Genomic DNA, 15,482 nt, shown 5'->3' on the forward strand with positions numbered 1-15,482 from the left:
AGCCTCCCAGCGCTATAGGAACACTACGTTCCTAATCGTCCGGCAGACTTGGTCTCATGTTGGAAACATCGGCCCGCCTCCTCCGCCTGCTCTCGCTGCTGCAGATGCCGCGCGAGTGGAGCGGCACGGACCTGGCGGCACGCCTGGACGTCACCACCCGGACCGTACGCAACGACGTCGAGCGGCTGCGCCGGCTCGGCTACCCGGTACACGCCACCCGCGGCGCGGTCGGCGGCTACCGGCTCGGCGCGGGCAGCACGTTGCCCCCGCTGCTGCTGGACGACGAGGAGGCGGTCGCCGTCGCCGTCGGCATGCGCACCGCGACCGGCGGCTCGGTCGCCGGCATCGAGGAGTCGGCGCTGCGCGTGCTGGCCAAACTGGAGCAGGTGCTGCCGCCCCGCCTGCGCCGCCGAATGAACGCCCTGCAGACCTACACGGTGACCGTGCCCGCGCGGCGCGCCGCGGAACAGGTGGCGCCGGACCTGCTCACCACCATCACGGCCGCCGCCCGGGACCACGAACGGCTGCGCTTCGACTACGTGACCCGCGCCGCGGCCAGCGCGCTGCGCGACGTGGAGCCGTACTCGCTGGTCAACTGGGGCCGCCGCTGGTACCTGGTGGCCTGGGACACCCTGCGCTCCGACTGGCGCATCTTCCGGGTGGACCGGATGAGCGAACCGCGCACGCCCACCGGCCCGCGCTTCGCGCCCCGCCCGCTGCCCGAGGAGGACCTGGCGGGGTACGTGTCGCGCAGCGTGGCCGCCGCCGCGTGGCGCTACACCGCCCGGGTCACCGTGCACGCCCCGGCCGAGACCGTCGCCGAACGCCTCCCGCCGTGGGTGGGCCCGGTCGAGGCGGTGGACGAGCGCAGCTGCGTCGTCTCCTCCGGCTCCGACAACGTCGAGATGCTCGCCGTCTGGCTCGGCATGCTCGGCGCCGACTTCACCATCGACCCCGCCGCGGCCCCCGAACTCGCCGCCCAACTCCGCGCCCTCGCGACCCGCTACGAACGCGCGGCGGCGGGCTGAGCGGGCTCCCAACCCGTTGTCAGTGGGGCGTGTGAGGATGAACCGTGACCAACGCACCACCCACGATCATCCCTCCCACATCCGTCGCGGTCCGCGAGGGCCACCGGCTGGCCGTCCGCCGCGGCGGTCCCGCCACCGGCGTGCCGCTGCTCCTGCTGCACGGCTTCCCCTGCACGAGCCTGATCTGGTCCCACGCGCTGGGGCCGCTCGCCGAGGCGGGCTTCGACGTCGCCGCCCCCGACCTGCGGGGGTACGGCGGCTCGGACTTCGCCCCCGACGGCTTCTACGACTTCGCGGCGTTCAACGCGGACCTGGTCGGCCTGCTGGACGCCCTCGGCTGGGAGCGCGCCGTGGTCGCGGGCCACGACCTCGGCGCGATGGTCGCCATCGACCTGGCCAACCGCCATCCGGAGCGGGTGGACCGGCTCGTGGTGCTCGACGACTCCATGCCGGACCTCCCGGACGCGTTCGCGGCGGCCGGCATCCCGCCGGGACGGCCCAAGCCCGCCGTCTACGACTACCAGCGCCGGCAGGGGCGGCACGCCGACGAGCTGCTCGCCGAGCTGGACACCCCGGAGCGCCGCCGGCGGTACGTCGCCGAGTTCTACGGGCACCGGATGTGGTGCCCGCCGGACGCGTTCGACGACGCCGACCTCGCGCTGCTGACCGAGCCCTACGCCGACGCCGACCGGCTGCGCGCCTCGTTCGCCGACTACGAGGTGGTGATGGGCACCCGCCCCATGTCCGCGCCCGAGCTCATCGACCGCCCGGTCCGGCAGCGCACGCTGGTGCTGATCGGCGCCGACCAGGTCACCCTCGGCGACCACATCCCCGAGCGCTGCGCGATCGCCTTCCCCGAGGCCGTCGGCCCGTTCTGGGTCCCCGACTGCGGCCATTTCATGCCCTGGGAGAAGCCCACCGTCGTCCACCGCGCGATCACCTCGTTCTGCGGCGACCTGCTGGCCGGCGCGGCCAGCGGGGCCAGCGGGGCCTGACCGGCCGCGGGGCCCGGCCGGATGCGGCCGGGCCCCGCGGGGCGGAAGGTGCGAAGGGTGCGGATCAGCATTCGGGGACGCCGGGGAGTTTGGCGTCGGGATGGTCGATGTAGATGTTGGTGATGTAGCCGCCGTAGTCGGCCAGATGGGCCCACCAGTCGTTGGTGTAGCCCTCCGCCGTGACGGGGTCGCCCTGCTTCTGGCAGTCGACGTGGACCAGCGTGGGGCCGGTCAGGGTGGTGACGACCGGGGCGTCCAGCCGGGCGTCGGCCCGGACGCGGACGCCCGAGCCCCAGGTCATGAAGTTGCCCTCGCCGCAGCCGTTGTCGCTCGTCAGGTGGGCGGAGCCGTAGCTGCTCGGGTACGACAGGGCGCCTCCGTTGATGACGATGTTCTGGCCCACGCCGTTGAGGAGTTGCTCGTAGTGGATGTGGGCGCCGGTGGAGTTGCCCGTGCTGCCCGTGGTGCCGATCTGCTGTCCCTGGGCGACCTGCGCGCCGTTGGCCACGGAGTACGCGTCGAGGTGGAAGTAGTACGTCTGCCAGCCGCCGCCGTGGTCGATGACGATGTAGTTGCCCGCGCCGCTGGGCTGGCTGTGGCGGGTGGCCGTACCGGCGGCGGAGGCCAGGACCGGTGACCCGGCGGTGGTGCCGCCGTCCGAGCGGATGAAGTCCAGCGCGCGGCGCACCTCGGCGGAGTGGTGGCTGTAGGTCCACTGCTGTCCGCAGGGGAAGGGCGCCTTGAAGGTGGGGGCGGCCAGGGCGGACGAGGATTCCGTCTGGGACGCCTGGCTGGTGGCGGCGACGAGGCCGGCGAGCAAGGCGGCCAGCGCGGTGGCGGCGGCGAGGAGCCGTCGCACAGGTCGGCTCCGGTGCGCTCTTCGGTGGGCTGGGCGTGCGAACAGTCGCGATGGCATGGCGTGTGGCTCCTCGGGCGTGCGAGAAGTGGGGGAAGCCCGGCGGCAGCCGGATCGCGCCGCGGCTGTCGGGGCGTGGCGACCGTAGCCGCATGGGCGTGATCACGACAAGAACGGCGCGGACCCTTTCGACCCAGCCGGAATGCCTTGCCACCGTCCCGGGGTACGGGCAGAGCATGGCCTCGCCCAGGCGTCGCGCTGAGGAGCCAGCACAGCATGGATGACCGTCCCCGCACCGCCACCCCCGCGACGCGGACCGGCCCGCGCCGCCGGCACCGCAGGATCGTCGTCGCCCTCGTCCGGCTCGGCATCGTCGGCGCCGTCCTCGCCTCCCTGACGGCCGTGGTCCAGCCGGAACGGACCGCGGCGACGCAGTCGCCCGACGGCGACCGCGCCGGAACGGCGGGCGCCTCGGGCGCCGCCACCACCACGAGCGTCGCCGTGTTCGACCGGCAGACCGGCGAGTTCACGGAGCAGCGGGACGTGGACCGGCCCTTCCGCGCCGCCTCGGTGGTCAAGCTGCTGATCGCGCTGGACTTCCTGTGGGACCTGGGCCCGACGTACGACGTGCCGGCCGCCGACCGCGAGCGCCTGACCGCCATGCTCCGCAGCAGCGACGACGGCGCGGCCAGCCACTACTGGGCGGAGCGGGGAGGCGGAGCGATCGTCGAGCGGATGGTCGACCGGCTCGCCCTCACCGGCACCGTCCCGCCCCCCGCCACCCACCCCACCTTCTGGGGCTACGCCGCCACCACCGCGGCGGACACCGTGCGGGTCTACCGCCACCTGCTGGACGTCGCCCCCGCGCCCGTGCGCGACCTCGTGCTGGGCAGCCTGCGGGAGGCCACGCGGTGCGCCGCCGACGGCTTCGACCAGTACTTCGGCATCGCCTCGGCGTTCCAGCACCCCTGGGCCGTCAAGCAGGGCTGGTCCGGGTTCACCTCCGGCGGCTGCACGGGCGCGTCCCGTGGCGCCACCGCTGCCGACGACCCGGACCTGGACCTGGTGAGCGAGGCGCTGCACACCACGGGCACCGTCGGCGAAGGCGACCGGTCCATCGTCGCCGTCTTCACGCTGCACCCCGACGGCACGCCGTACGGCACGGCGTACCGCGAGATCACCGACCTGGTGCGCTCCCTCAACGTGCCCGGCGCCGAACTCGCGGAGGAGGGTGCCGTGTTCCCCACGTGGGGCTCGGGTGTGCGGGTGCGCTCCGCCCCGCTGCTCGACGCGCCCGTGGTGGCGACCGTCCCCACCGGCGCCGCCGTCCGCGTCACCTGCCAGCGGCAGGGCGACGTCGTCACGGCGGAGGGCGTCACCAACGACTGGTGGGCCTATCTGCCCGACTACGGCGGCTACATCACCAACATCTACATCGACGTCCCGGAGAGCCAGCTGCCCGGCGTCCCCGGGTGCCCGTGACTCACGGCGCGGACCCGTCCAACAACGCCGTGCCCAGCCGGGTGCGCGAGTGCAGCACCCGCATCCCGTCGCGTTCCGAGGCGACGAGCCCGGCCTCGCGCAGCACCGCCACGTGGTGGCTCACCGTCGAGGGCGCCAGGCCCGTCCGGGCCGCGAGCCCGGTCGTGGTCACCGGCGCGGACAACGCCCGCAGCACCCGCGAGCGGGTGGTTCCGATGAGCTGCCCGACCGGCGGCGTGGCCTCGTCGCGGCGCAGCCGGGTCAGCCATCCGGCGGCCGGCGTGAGGGGATAGACCAGCACCGGCGGGAGTCGGTCGTCGGCCAGCGTCAGCGGTGTGCGGACGCAGAAGAAGCCGGGCACCAGCGTCAACGGCCGGCCGCGCAACGGCAGCTCACGGCGAAGCGGATACGGGGCCCGCAGCTCCTCCCCGTGGTACCGCCACCCCTCGTGCCCGGCGTAGCTCGCCAGCAGCGCCTCCGCGCCGCCGGCCAGGGCCGCCTCGCTCCGCCGGGCGCGGTCCGCGGCCGACCAGGCCCGGATCGCCGCCAGGTACGGCGCCACGGCCACCTCGTGGTAGCGGCGCAACGCGTCGCCCAGCCACCGCAGGGCCTCCACCTCTCCCCCGGCCACCCACCGCACGCTCCACGGCCAGGGCTCGCGGGCGTAGACCCGGCCCAGCTCCGCGGCGAGCCGCCGCCGCGGCGTGGCCAGCACCCGGTCGAGGCCCTCCTCGATGCTGGACTCGCCGCGACCGGGGGTCAGGAAGTCGGGAAAGTACGTCGCGGCCGGGCACAACCGCACCAACTCCCGGACCGTGTCCACCAACCCGTGCCGCCGCAGCGCGCCCCGCACCTCGCGCCGCCACGGCGCGAAGGCCACCTCGGCCTGCCGGTTCTGCAGCAGGTGCAGGCTCAGCACCGTCTCCCACAGCGGATCGGCCCGCTCCGCCACCCGCAGCCGGGACAACTCCGCACCGTCGAACCGCACGAGCAACACGGGCCGCCCGGACCTCAGCGGGCTCCCCACGGCCGGTGCCGGCACCCCGCCCACTCGCAGCGCCCGTCGGCCGGATGAGCCTTGTAGATGTAGGTCGAGAAGTCCTCCTCGGCCATGAAGCTGGTGCCGTCCAGGTCCGCCTGGGCCGGGTAGCCGGGGTCGGCGTCCATGAAGGCCCAGAGCGGCCCGCCGCCCGGAGCACCCGGCATCGGGCCGATCCGCGTGATCACCCACGGCACATGATTCGCGGCCCAGACCCGGTCCCCCACCCCCACCCGATGCCCGTCGCCGGTCAGAAAGCGCTTGGCCATGACCCTCCCCGTCACGAGATACGACTACCCGACATCCTCACCCGTCGTTCCCCGGCGCAACCCCCTGCGCGACAGCACGAAGCCGACCATCCGTGCTCGCCGAGAACGTCCTCCAGCAGCAACCGCGCCCGCCCGGGCACCGGCTCGTCCGGGAACACGTCCGCGCAGACGGCGAGGATCTCGTCGACGGTCCCGAGGTTCAGGGACTTCACGAGGAACGCGATGTCCTCGGCATCAGGCGGCCGGGAGGCCAGGACTTTCATCGCCAGCAGGTGACGGGGCGACGCAGCCGACAGGCGGAGCCCCGGATGGTCGAAGATCCGGGGCGCGTCGGGATCGCCGCCGGGGGCGACGAAGGCGCTGCCCTGCTCGTCCAGCCACCAGGGAGGCAGACCGAGTTGCTCGCCCACGGCTCGGGCTTCTTCGAGCACGACACCGTGTGGCACGAACACCGCGTCGATATCACGCGTCGCTCGGCGTGCGTCGTAGGCCAACGCCATCGCTACACCGCCGAAAACGTAGATCCCGGCGATGACACCACGCCGGACAAGGCGATCGCCCAGCCGGCGGAGCGCTCGTTCGATCTCCCTTCTCCCGAGCACCGGGCTGCCGGTCATGCCACGTCCAGTGCTCGGTCGGCGATGAACACACCGCGCCGGACGGTAGGGGGGCGGTTGCTCTTCGTGCATGGCTCCAAGGTAAATCCGGCTCGGTCAGCGGCGGGCCTTGAGACGGGCGAGGAGCGCATGGACGGCGGCCGGGATGGTCGGCGCCGCGGCGTCGTTGACGGCTGAGCACGGACGCGGGCTGTTCATACTGCAACGGCTGGCGAGCCGGTGGAGCTGGGAGGCGGGGGCGTTCGGCAAGAGCCTGTGGTTCGAGTTGGCCGGTCAGGTGTAGCTGAGGCCGATGCCGAGGGTGCTCTGGGTGGGGAGGATGCCGGCGCCGACGATGTCGATGACCGGGGGCATCAACAGCTCGGCCAGGCGCGCGGTGTCGGCGGGGCCGAGGGCCCGCCAGGGGGCGGCGGCGAGGTCGTCGGTGAGGAGTTCGACGGCGGTGCGGGACGCGCGGCCTTGGTCGGTGAGGGCGCCGGAGGGGTCGAACCAGCCGCGGGCGGTGAGGCGTTCGCGGGCCGCCGACCAGTCCGCGTCGGACCAGTCGCGGCTGCCGAAGACCTCCTCGGGCGCCGCGCCCATCGCGGCATGGGAGACCAGGGCCTCCACGCCGTCGAGGCCGTGGGCGAGCAGGGCCGCGACGTGGCCGTCGCCCCGGTGTTCGCGGAGGATGGTGGCGGCGTGCCAGAGCACCAGATGCGGCTGGTCGTCGTCCGGCCAGGGCAGCGCCGCGTTGGCGGCGGCGAGTGGCCGGCCTGACGTGTCCGCCGCCTCGGCGGCGCGGCGGGCCAGCGTCGCCGCCTCGCGCTGTTCCGCAGAGTGCAGCCGGTCGCCGAGCAGCGCGCGCAGGGCGCGGTCCATGGCGGTCATCCGGGCCCGCAGGACGGCGTCCGGCGACGCGATCTCCCAGGCGTCGGCCACGTACCGGCGGACCATCGCCGGGTTGAAGCTGTAGAACGTCGCCGCCACCAGCTCCGGCGAGGCCGCGCCGAGCGGGGCGGCGCGCCAGGCGAAGTAGCTCGGCCAGCGCTCGTCCGTCCCGTACCCCAGGGCGCGGGCCTCGGCGAACGCCTCGGGCGCGTAGTACAGCGTGGCGTGCACGGGCTCCAACAGCTGCCACAGCTGCCGGGCCCCGGGTGGGTTCTGCTGGGTCATCTCGGACTCCTATCTAGTCATTGCCTAGATTACAGTGATCGCACATCTTGTCAATGGCTAGATTCCGGCTAGAGTGATCCCCGTGCCCGAAGAACGCTCCTACCACCACGGCGACCTGCGCCGCGCCGTCCTCGACGCCGCGCTGGACGTGATCGCGACGCAGGGCGTCGCGGCCGTCAGCCTCCGCGACCTCGCCCGCCGCGCCGGCGTCTCGCACGCCGCGCCCGCCCACCACTTCGGCGACCGGACGGGTCTGCTCACCGCGATCGCCACCGAGGGCCACGGGCTGCTCGCGGACGCCCTGGCCGGCGCCGACCTGCGGGAGATGGGCGTGCGCTACGTCCGCTTCGCGCTCGACCACCCCGCGCATTTCGAGGTGATGTCCCGGACCGACCTACAGCACCGCGACGACCCCGACCTGGTCGCCGCCCGCGACCGCGCCGCCGCCCGGCTGCGCGCCGGGCTCGACGACCTGCCCGCCGTCCGGCACGGCGACGCCGATCCGGAGCTGGCGGCCCTGGCGGCCTGGTCCCTGGCCCACGGCTTCGCCGCCCTGCACCTTGCCGGACGCGTTCCGGAACGCCCCGACCACGACCCCGAGGAGATCTTCCGCGCCCTGACCGGCTTCCTGTTCAGATGACGGCCGGCGGCGGCCCGAAGCCCTCGGCCTCCCAGCGTTCGCGCAGGGCGTCGATGGACATGATGGCGCGGAACGCGAGGGCCCGCCGGCCGGCCAGCGTCTCCCGGTCTCCCGGCGGCACCGGGCCGGTGAAGCCGCACGCCGCCGCCTCGTTGCTGACCACCTGCCAGAGTCGGTCGCGACCGGGTCCGGGGTCGCCGAAGAGCTTCGCCGCCAGCCGGTCGGCGCCCACCACCACGCCGAGCTCCACCGCGTCGGGGTCCGGCTCGTCGACGAAATGCGCGGCGAGGTCCAGCAGTGTGAACCGTCCCTCGTCGATCGCCTGGACGACCTCCTCCCCGCGGAGACCCCGCACATCGCCATCGAAGAGCGCATGGCTCAGCACGTCGGCGACGGGCAGTCGCCTCAGCGTCTCGAAGGGCACCCGCCCGAGCTCCCCCACCAGGCGCCTCCCCAGGGCTCCCCAGAGACTCGCCCGCCACCCCAGGTGGCCCGGAGTCTCCGGAATCAGCTCGTGCAGCAGCTCCACGCCGCGCACGAACCGGTCGCCCATGACGAGCCGGACGGCCTCGTCGGCCGGAGCATCGTCGATCCGCCCGAGCAACTCGGCGGCCAACCACCCGGGGTAGGAGGGCCATCGCGTCACCCGTCGGAGCAGGTCGAGCGCCTGCGCCCGGTCCAACGCCCGACTCAGCCCGATCAGCACGTTCTCGAATCCCGGCGGCCGGGGATCGGTGTCCACCATCCGCCGGAGCGCGACCGCGCCGTCGGGGCCGAGAACGGTCCTCGCGAGGTGGGCGCGCAACTCGTCGAGCCACGCCGCGTCGGCGCCCTCCCGCCGCTGATCGAGGAACCAGGCGAGGCGGCGCAGCTCGGCCGCGTTCGGTTCGCCGCCCAGGAGTTCCCCCACCACCGTGGCCGCCGAGGGCCCGCCACGGCACTGGACCAGCAGGTTCCTGAGCCAGCGGCGGACGGGGAGGCTGTTCCAGCTGCCGGCCTGAGCGGCCGGAACGGGACGCTGCCGCAGGTGGCGCAGCAGGGTGTACGCGTCGTCGCCGGCGAGATCCTCGCCCAGCAGGTGCAGTCTGTCCTGGAGCGGTCCGCCGATGGCCCTGTCGACCGCCTCGGCCGCCGCACCCGCCTCGGCCCCGCCGCCCGCGCAGAGTGCGCGCAGACCCTGCCGCAGCACCTCGTCGGGAAGGTCGCCCTCGGTGACGCCGAGGTCGAAATAGCGGGGAAAGTAGTCCCAGACGACGGCGCGGCGCTCCCGGTACGCCTGCCTGACCGCCGCGTCTCGCGGCTCGGGCAGTGCGAAGATCTCCCGGAGCACCTCCCGCCGCCCGTCCGGGGCCTGTTCCTCCTCCAGCGCGCCAAGATCGGTGACCGGCAGGGTGAGCTGCTCCAGCCCCTCCTCCGCCGTGCCCGGCCGGAGCCGGCAGGTGAACCGCTCCCGGTCGGTCGCCACGAACGCGTACGTCTCGGGCACGTGCTGCTGCAGGAACGTCAGCAGCACGAAGTCCGCGACGTCGATCTCCCGCTGGTCGACGAGCGGCAGATACGTGGCCAGCCGGGCGAGGAACCGGTGCACCGCCCTCGGCTGGGACAGGGCGCGGGACATGAGGGCGTCCCAGGCGGCCCGGATCCGCCCCTGCTGGGCGGAGGTCAGCGGAACACCGAGGTCGCCCAGCAGTCGGTCGAGGCCGTCGGTGAACATCCGCTCCAGGTGGACCGGCAGGATCGGCGGCAGGTCGAGCGGGTACTGGACGATCTTCTCCAGATAGGCGCGGGCCCGCGCCTCGTCGCCGCCCGTCACGGCCGCCTGGCCGAGCAGATCGAGCACGGTCCGCTCGTCGTAGGAGAGCAGGTAGTAGAGCATCGGCAGCCGGCCGAGGAGCCGCACCGCCCGGAACACCTCGGTCAACTCGTCGGGGTGCAGCCGGTCCACGTCGTCGATGACCACCAGGATCGGCGCGCCCACCTCGCGGAGCCGGTCGGCGACCTCCCCGGCGCGCGCCTCGATGGTGTTGTCGCCCAACGCGCGGTCCGCCGTCTCGGCGAGCGCCGGGCCCGCGACCGGGAGGGCGCCCAGCAGCGGCGAGACCTTCTGGGCGTAGCGGCGTAACGCGTCGCCGGCGCCCCTGACGCCCTGGCGGCTCGGCAGCGCGGAGCCGATGGTCTCGAAGAACTCGCCGAGCAGCGACGCCGCGTCCGCCGTCGCCCAGGGGTTGAAACCGACAACCCGCCACGGCTCCGGCATCGCACGGCCCACCAACCTCAGCAGCGACGTCTTGCCGCTCCCCCATGGGCCGACCAGGGACATCACCGCGGACTCACTGCCGGCCCGCACGTCGTCCAGCACGGCCGCGACCCGCCGCGCGAAACGGGCGCGGTCGAGCAGGTCGTGGCCCTCCTCGGCGATCGGATCGTCCGTGTACCCCCGCCATCGCTCGCCCATCGCCCCAGTCTCCCCCGGCGCGGTCGGACGGTCACCCGCTGGTGGCCAACGCCTCCCCCAAGCCGGTGCGCGACGCCGTCCGGCGGAGGCCGAAGGTGACGAGCAGCGAGGCCGACGCCAGCGCCACGCCGAACCAGACGGCGCTGGTGACGCCCAGATGGTCGGCGAACAGTCCACCGAAGAGCGCGCCGAGCGCGATGGACGTGTTGTATCCCAGGGTGTTGATCGCCATGGCGGCCTCGAAGGTGTCGGGCGCCGCGGCGAGCGTGATGTTGACCTGGCACAGGTTCGCCGCGCCGAAGGAGACTCCCCAGAGGGCCAGGGCGACGATCGCGCCGACCTGCGAGTGGCCGATCGTGAGCAGCACCAGCAGGGACGCGACGAGACCCGCCCGGGCGACGACGAAGCTGAGCCGCGGATTCCTGGTCACGGTGTATCCGGCGATGAAGTTCCCGGCCGCGCCGCCGACTCCGTAGACGATCAGCAGCGTGGCGACGAAGCCGGACGAGACGGACGAGCCGTCCTCCAGGAAGGGCCGCACGAAGGTGTACGCCGCGAAATGGCCGAGCACGTAGAGGATGACGGCGAACATCACCAGACGCAGCGGCACGTTCCTGAAGGGGAGCCCGAACACCTCCCGGGCCGGAACCGCGTTCTCCGACGGCAGCGACGGGATGACGGCGGCGACCGCGAGGAACACCAGCGCGCTGAGGGCGCTCCAGATGAGGAACGTGGTCCGCCAACTGGTGGCGCTCTCCAGGAACGTGCCCAGCGGTATCCCCACGACCGTGGCGATCGAGATGCCGGACAGCGCGACCGCGGCGGCCCTGCTCGCGTGGCGTTCCGGGACGAGGCGCATCGCCATGCCGACGCCGATGGCCCAGAAGACGCCGTTGGCGAATCCCATGACCAGCCGCGCCGTCAGAACCAGCGGATAGCTCGGCGCGACGGCGGTGACCAGGTTTCCCACGGCCAGGATCGCCAGCAGCGCGGACAGCAGGACGCGGCGGTTGACGCGCCTGGTCCAGGCCACGATGAACGGCACGCCCAGCCCGGCCGAGACGCCGTACAGCGTGACCATCAACCCGGCGACGCCCACCGATATGTCCAGGCTCGCGCCTATGGGGGTCAGCAGGCCGACGGGCATCAGCTCAGTGGTGACGAAGATGAACAGACTCGCCGTGATGACGGAAACGCCCAGCCATGACCTCGCGGTCGAACGCGGGCGCGCAGCCCGGCGCCCGACCAAGATAGTTTCCATGGAAGACAGATTAGTTTCCGTGGAAGGTATAGTCAAGGCATGCCCGAGGACGCCGACGGGGTCGACCGGATCGTCAGCCAGTGGCGCCGGGAGCGGCCCGATCTCGATCCGAGCCCGATGCACGTGGTCGGCCGCATCACCCGGCTGCACTGGACACTGGACGAACTGCTGTACCGGGTCTTCGACCGCTACGGCCTGAGCCGGGGCGAGTTCGACATGCTCGCCACCCTGCGCCGCTCGGGACCGCCCTTCGAGCTGACCGCCGGGGAGCTCAGCGCGCGCACGATGGTCACCTCCGGGGCGGTGACCAAGCGGGCCGACCGGATGGAACGCGCCGGGTTGGTCAGTCGCCGGGCGGCCGAGGCGGACGCGCGGGGCCGGCTGGTCCGGCTCACCGACGAGGGCCGGGAGCTCATCGACCAGGCGGTCGGGGAGCATGTGGAGAACGAGACGCGGCTCCTCGCCGGGCTGACCGCCGACGAGCGGAGCGCCCTGACCGATCTGCTGCGCAAGCTGGGCCAGACGCTGCCCGACGACTAGCGACGACCAGCGACGACCAGCCTCGTCGGCTCTCCGTGCGACTCGGACGACGCGGCGCTCAGGCGCCGGCGAGCCGCCGCCGCATCTCGTCCGCCTGGGGCAGGTCGAGCGCCTCGTAGCCGTCGAGCGCCTGGCGCCAGTGGTCCCGCGCCGCCTCGTGCTCGCCGAGCTCGGCGTGGACGGCGGCGGCGTTCGCGTGCGAGTCGGCCAGCGCCTTGCGGTGGCCGGCCTCGGTCGCCACGGTCAGGGCCTCGTCGTAGAGGGCCAGGGCGCGGGTGGGGTCTCCGGCCGCCGCGTGGGTGGCCGCGAGTTCGTTCAGGCACTCGGCGAGCAGTTCCGTCTCCCCCAGGGCTCGGGCCAGCTCCAGCGCCTCGTCCTGGTGGCGGACCGCCTGCTCGTGATCGCCCTGGGCGAGGCACGCGGCGCCGAGGAGGCGCAGGGCGTCCGACTCGGCACCGCGAAACCCCGTCTCGCGGGCGAGCGTCAGAGCACGGTGCGCGTGGTCGCGTGCCTCGTCGTGCTTGTCCAGGAGCCGGCACAGTTCGGCGATGCCGTTGTGTGTGTTGGACTCGTTGACCCTGTCGCCGTTGTCCGCGCAGAGTCGGAGGGCGCCCTCCAGATGGTGCAGCGCCTCCTCGTACCGGCCCAGTCCCCGGAGGCACTTCCCGAGATTGAGAAGCCCCGCGCGGCGGCTCGGCCACGGTCCGTCCGGTCCGTTCAGCTCCAGGGCCAACTCGAACTGCCGTGCGGCCTCCGCCAGCTCACCGTTCCTTCCGTGGAGGATCCCGAGGTTGTTGCGGACGGCGACCTGCAACGTCGGGTCCCCGGCCCGCTCGTAGGCGTCCAGGGCGCGACGGAGATGGTCGATGGACGCCTTGTCGTCCATGACCCGGCTCATGGCCGTGCCCAGGTGGAGGCGTGCGTGGGCCTCCGCGAGCGGGTCGCCGAGGGTCTCGGCCGCTCGCAGCTCCTGGGTGCACAGGGCGACCATCTCCAGGGAGTGGCCGCTGATGTCGAGATAGCGCCAGATGGTCTGCGCCACGGCGATGGTGTACGCCTCGTCGCCGTGCTGGGTGGCCTCCAGCAGGTTGGCCCGTTCGGCGTCCAGCCAGCGCATGGCATGGTCGTGGGTCGTGAGCAGGGGCGCCCTGCCCTCCGCCAGGGCTGCCGTCTTGGGTCGTCGGTAGGCCTCCTGCGGCACGACGACGTCCATGGCGGCGGAGGCGGTGGCCAGGTAGTACTCCAGCAGCCGGCCCAGGGCCGCCTCCCGCTCCACGGGTCCGTCGGTGTCGGCGGCGAGTTCGGCGGCGTAGGCGCGCAGCAGGTCGTGGGGTTGGTAGCGGCTGCCGCCGATCTGGTCGACGAGATGAGCGCGGAGGAGGGCGTCCAGGGCGCGGCGGGTCTCACGCGGCCCGGCGCCGGCCATGGCCGCGACGGCGTGGGCGTCCACGTCGTGCCCCGGATGCACGCCCAGCAGCCGAAACGCCCGGGCCACGGCCGGGTCGAGGCGTTGGTAGGACCAGGAGAACACCGCCCGCACGGCCGTGTAGGGGTCCCCGTCCGCATCCAGCAGGTCCAGGGTGCCTTGCTGGTCGGCGAGCTCCTCGACCAGGTCGGGGAGGGTGCGGGCGGGCTGGGATCGGGCCAGCTCGGCGGTGATCCGCAGGGCCAACGGCAGCCGGGCGCAGCGTTCGATCAGCGCGTCCGTCGCCGCCGGGTCGACCGCCGCGCGTTCCCCGAGCGCCTCGTGGAGCAGGGCACGGGCGTCGGGCAACGGCAGGCGGTCGAGGTTGAGTCGGTGGGCGCCGTCGCGGGCGACCAGCCCGGCCAGCGCGTCGCGGCTGGTGACCAGCGCGAAGCAGGTCGGGCTGCCCGGCAGCAGGGGCCGTACCTGCGTGACGCTGTGGGCGTTGTCCAGGACGACGAGCATCCGTCGGCCGTCCAGCAGGGTGCGGAACCGGGCGGCCCGTTCCGCCTCGTCCTGCGGGATCGCCGCGCCCTCCAGACCCAACGCGCGCAGGAATCCCGCCAACGCATCCAGCGGCGTGACGGGCTGGTCAGGGCCGTAACCACGCAGGTCGACGTACAACTGCCCGTCGGGGAACCGCTCCCGCACCCGATGCGCCCACCGCAACGCCAAAGCGGTCTTTCCCACCCCCGCCGTCCCCGCCACCGCCGAGATCACCACACCCGAGGTGTCCTCACGCGCCAGCAGCCCGTCGAGCTCGGCCAGCTCGGCGTCCCGACCCACGAACCCGGTGACGTCTCCCGGCAACTGCGCGGGAGCCGGCTCCCGGGCCTGTCCCTCGCCGCCGACCTCCACCGGCTCGCCCGCCAGCATCCGGGCCTCCAGCTCCCGCAGCTCCGGACCCGGCTCCAACCCCAGCTCGGCCACCAGCGTCTCCCGCGCCGCCCGGTACGCCGCCAACGCCGCACCCGGCTGCCCCGACCGGTACAACGCGATCATCAACAACCCGTGCAACCGCTCCCGCAACGGATGCTCCCGCACCAAGGTGGCCAACTCCCCGGCCACCGCGGCGCTCCGCCCACACGCCACCTCCGCCCCGAACAACGCCTCACACGCGACCAGCCGACGCTCAGCCAACTCGTGAGCCCAGTCCGTCAGCAGCGGGATGTCCAGATCCGCGAACGGCACATCCCGCCACAGCCCCAACGCCTCCCGCAACACATCGACCGCCCGCCGCGGATCCCCACCCGCGACCTCCAACCCCTCAGCCACCAACGACTCGAAACGCTCCGCGTCCAACTCCCCCGGCACCACCCGCAGCCGATACCCCTCAGGACCATGCGAAAGCCGCTCCGGATCGCCCAACACCGCCCGCAACCGATGCACATGAAGATGCAACCGCTGCCGAGCCCGCTCCTCAGGACGCTCCCCCCACAACACATCCACCAGCACATCCGCCGGCACCGACTGGTTCGCCCGCGCCAACAACACACCCAGCAGGATCCGCCGCAACCGCCCCGGGACCGTGTCACGCCGCGCGTCCCACCGGACCTCCAGAGGGCCCAGCACCAGAAAATCCATGGCCTCTTCGCTCCCCTCCACCGGACCCCAGTCTGGCGGATGCGGACAGCGCGCGGCCCGGTCGACCACGAGGGCCGCCACCGCGACTCGCGGTGG

General features: G+C 73.3%; 13 protein-coding genes. 5 read left to right on the forward strand and 8 right to left on the reverse strand.

The features are described from left to right. Positions 1 to 56 precede the first annotated feature (56 nt). Together ABGB06_RS09850 and ABGB06_RS09855 are read left to right on the forward strand one after the other, a co-directional pair. Positions 57 to 1,028, forward strand: coding sequence for a WYL domain-containing protein (locus tag ABGB06_RS09850; RefSeq protein ID WP_347587374.1), 972 nt, complete (start codon positions 57 to 59; stop codon positions 1,026 to 1,028). Positions 1,029 to 1,072: 44 nt separating this feature from the next. Beyond that, a complete protein-coding gene (locus ABGB06_RS09855) occupies positions 1,073 to 2,023 on the forward strand; it encodes an alpha/beta hydrolase (protein ID WP_347587376.1) in 951 nt (316 codons plus the stop codon). 64 nt (positions 2,024 to 2,087) lie between these two features. On the opposite strand, the gene ABGB06_RS09860 is transcribed toward ABGB06_RS09855, so the two are convergent. Beyond that, a complete protein-coding gene (locus ABGB06_RS09860; RefSeq protein ID WP_347587378.1) occupies positions 2,088 to 2,939 on the reverse strand; it encodes a peptidoglycan DD-metalloendopeptidase family protein in 852 nt (283 codons plus the stop codon). A gap of 216 nt (positions 2,940 to 3,155) precedes the next feature. On the opposite strand from ABGB06_RS09860, the gene ABGB06_RS09865 reads away from it, so the two are divergent. Then, the gene (locus tag ABGB06_RS09865) at positions 3,156 to 4,361 is read left to right on the forward strand and encodes a hypothetical protein (RefSeq protein ID WP_347587380.1); all 1,206 of its coding nucleotides are present in this window, start codon (positions 3,156 to 3,158) and stop codon (positions 4,359 to 4,361) included. Between the two features lies 1 nt (position 4,362). Here ABGB06_RS09865 and ABGB06_RS09870 read toward each other — a convergent pair whose 3' ends face one another. The 4 genes from ABGB06_RS09870 to ABGB06_RS09885 all read right to left on the reverse strand — a co-directional run bounded on the left by ABGB06_RS09870 (position 4,363) and on the right by ABGB06_RS09885 (position 7,441). Next, positions 4,363 to 5,358: a helix-turn-helix domain-containing protein gene (locus tag ABGB06_RS09870; RefSeq protein ID WP_347587382.1), complete on the reverse strand. Its 996-nt coding sequence runs from the start codon at positions 5,356 to 5,358 to the stop codon at positions 4,363 to 4,365. A 14-nt stretch (positions 5,359 to 5,372) separates the two neighbouring features. Then, a complete protein-coding gene (locus tag ABGB06_RS09875) occupies positions 5,373 to 5,669 on the reverse strand; it encodes a hypothetical protein (RefSeq protein WP_347587384.1) in 297 nt (98 codons plus the stop codon). 11 nt (positions 5,670 to 5,680) lie between these two features. Beyond that, positions 5,681 to 6,286, reverse strand: a complete 606-nt coding sequence (locus ABGB06_RS09880) for a hypothetical protein (RefSeq protein WP_347587386.1) — start codon at positions 6,284 to 6,286, stop codon at positions 5,681 to 5,683. Positions 6,287 to 6,559: 273 nt separating this feature from the next. Further along, positions 6,560 to 7,441, reverse strand: coding sequence for a hypothetical protein (locus ABGB06_RS09885; protein WP_347587388.1), 882 nt, complete (start codon positions 7,439 to 7,441; stop codon positions 6,560 to 6,562). 82 nt (positions 7,442 to 7,523) lie between these two features. Between ABGB06_RS09885 and ABGB06_RS09890 the strand changes: the two genes are divergently transcribed. Beyond that, the gene (locus tag ABGB06_RS09890) at positions 7,524 to 8,081 is read left to right on the forward strand and encodes a TetR/AcrR family transcriptional regulator (RefSeq protein WP_347587389.1); all 558 of its coding nucleotides are present in this window, start codon (positions 7,524 to 7,526) and stop codon (positions 8,079 to 8,081) included. On the opposite strand, the gene ABGB06_RS09895 is transcribed toward ABGB06_RS09890, so the two are convergent. Further along, on the reverse strand, positions 8,074 to 10,536 hold the full coding sequence (locus ABGB06_RS09895) for a P-loop NTPase fold protein (RefSeq protein ID WP_347587391.1): 2,463 nt from the start codon (positions 10,534 to 10,536) through the stop codon (positions 8,074 to 8,076). The two genes, ABGB06_RS09890 and ABGB06_RS09895, sit on opposite strands and share 8 nt — an antisense overlap. A 31-nt stretch (positions 10,537 to 10,567) precedes the next feature. Beyond that, entirely contained in the window at positions 10,568 to 11,797 is a 1,230-nt protein-coding gene (locus ABGB06_RS09900) for an MFS transporter (protein ID WP_347587393.1), read from the reverse strand. A gap of 39 nt (positions 11,798 to 11,836) precedes the next feature. Between ABGB06_RS09900 and ABGB06_RS09905 the strand changes: the two genes are divergently transcribed. Beyond that, positions 11,837 to 12,337: a MarR family transcriptional regulator gene (locus ABGB06_RS09905; RefSeq protein ID WP_347587395.1), complete on the forward strand. Its 501-nt coding sequence runs from the start codon at positions 11,837 to 11,839 to the stop codon at positions 12,335 to 12,337. Positions 12,338 to 12,395: 58 nt separating this feature from the next. Here the strand turns inward: ABGB06_RS09905 and ABGB06_RS09910 are convergent, their stop codons facing one another. After that, entirely contained in the window at positions 12,396 to 15,386 is a 2,991-nt protein-coding gene (locus ABGB06_RS09910; RefSeq protein WP_347587396.1) for a tetratricopeptide repeat protein, read from the reverse strand. Positions 15,387 to 15,482 lie beyond the last annotated feature (96 nt).

The organism is Streptomyces sp. B6B3, assembly GCF_039871525.1.
Classification (GTDB): domain Bacteria; phylum Actinomycetota; class Actinomycetes; order Streptomycetales; family Streptomycetaceae; genus Streptomyces.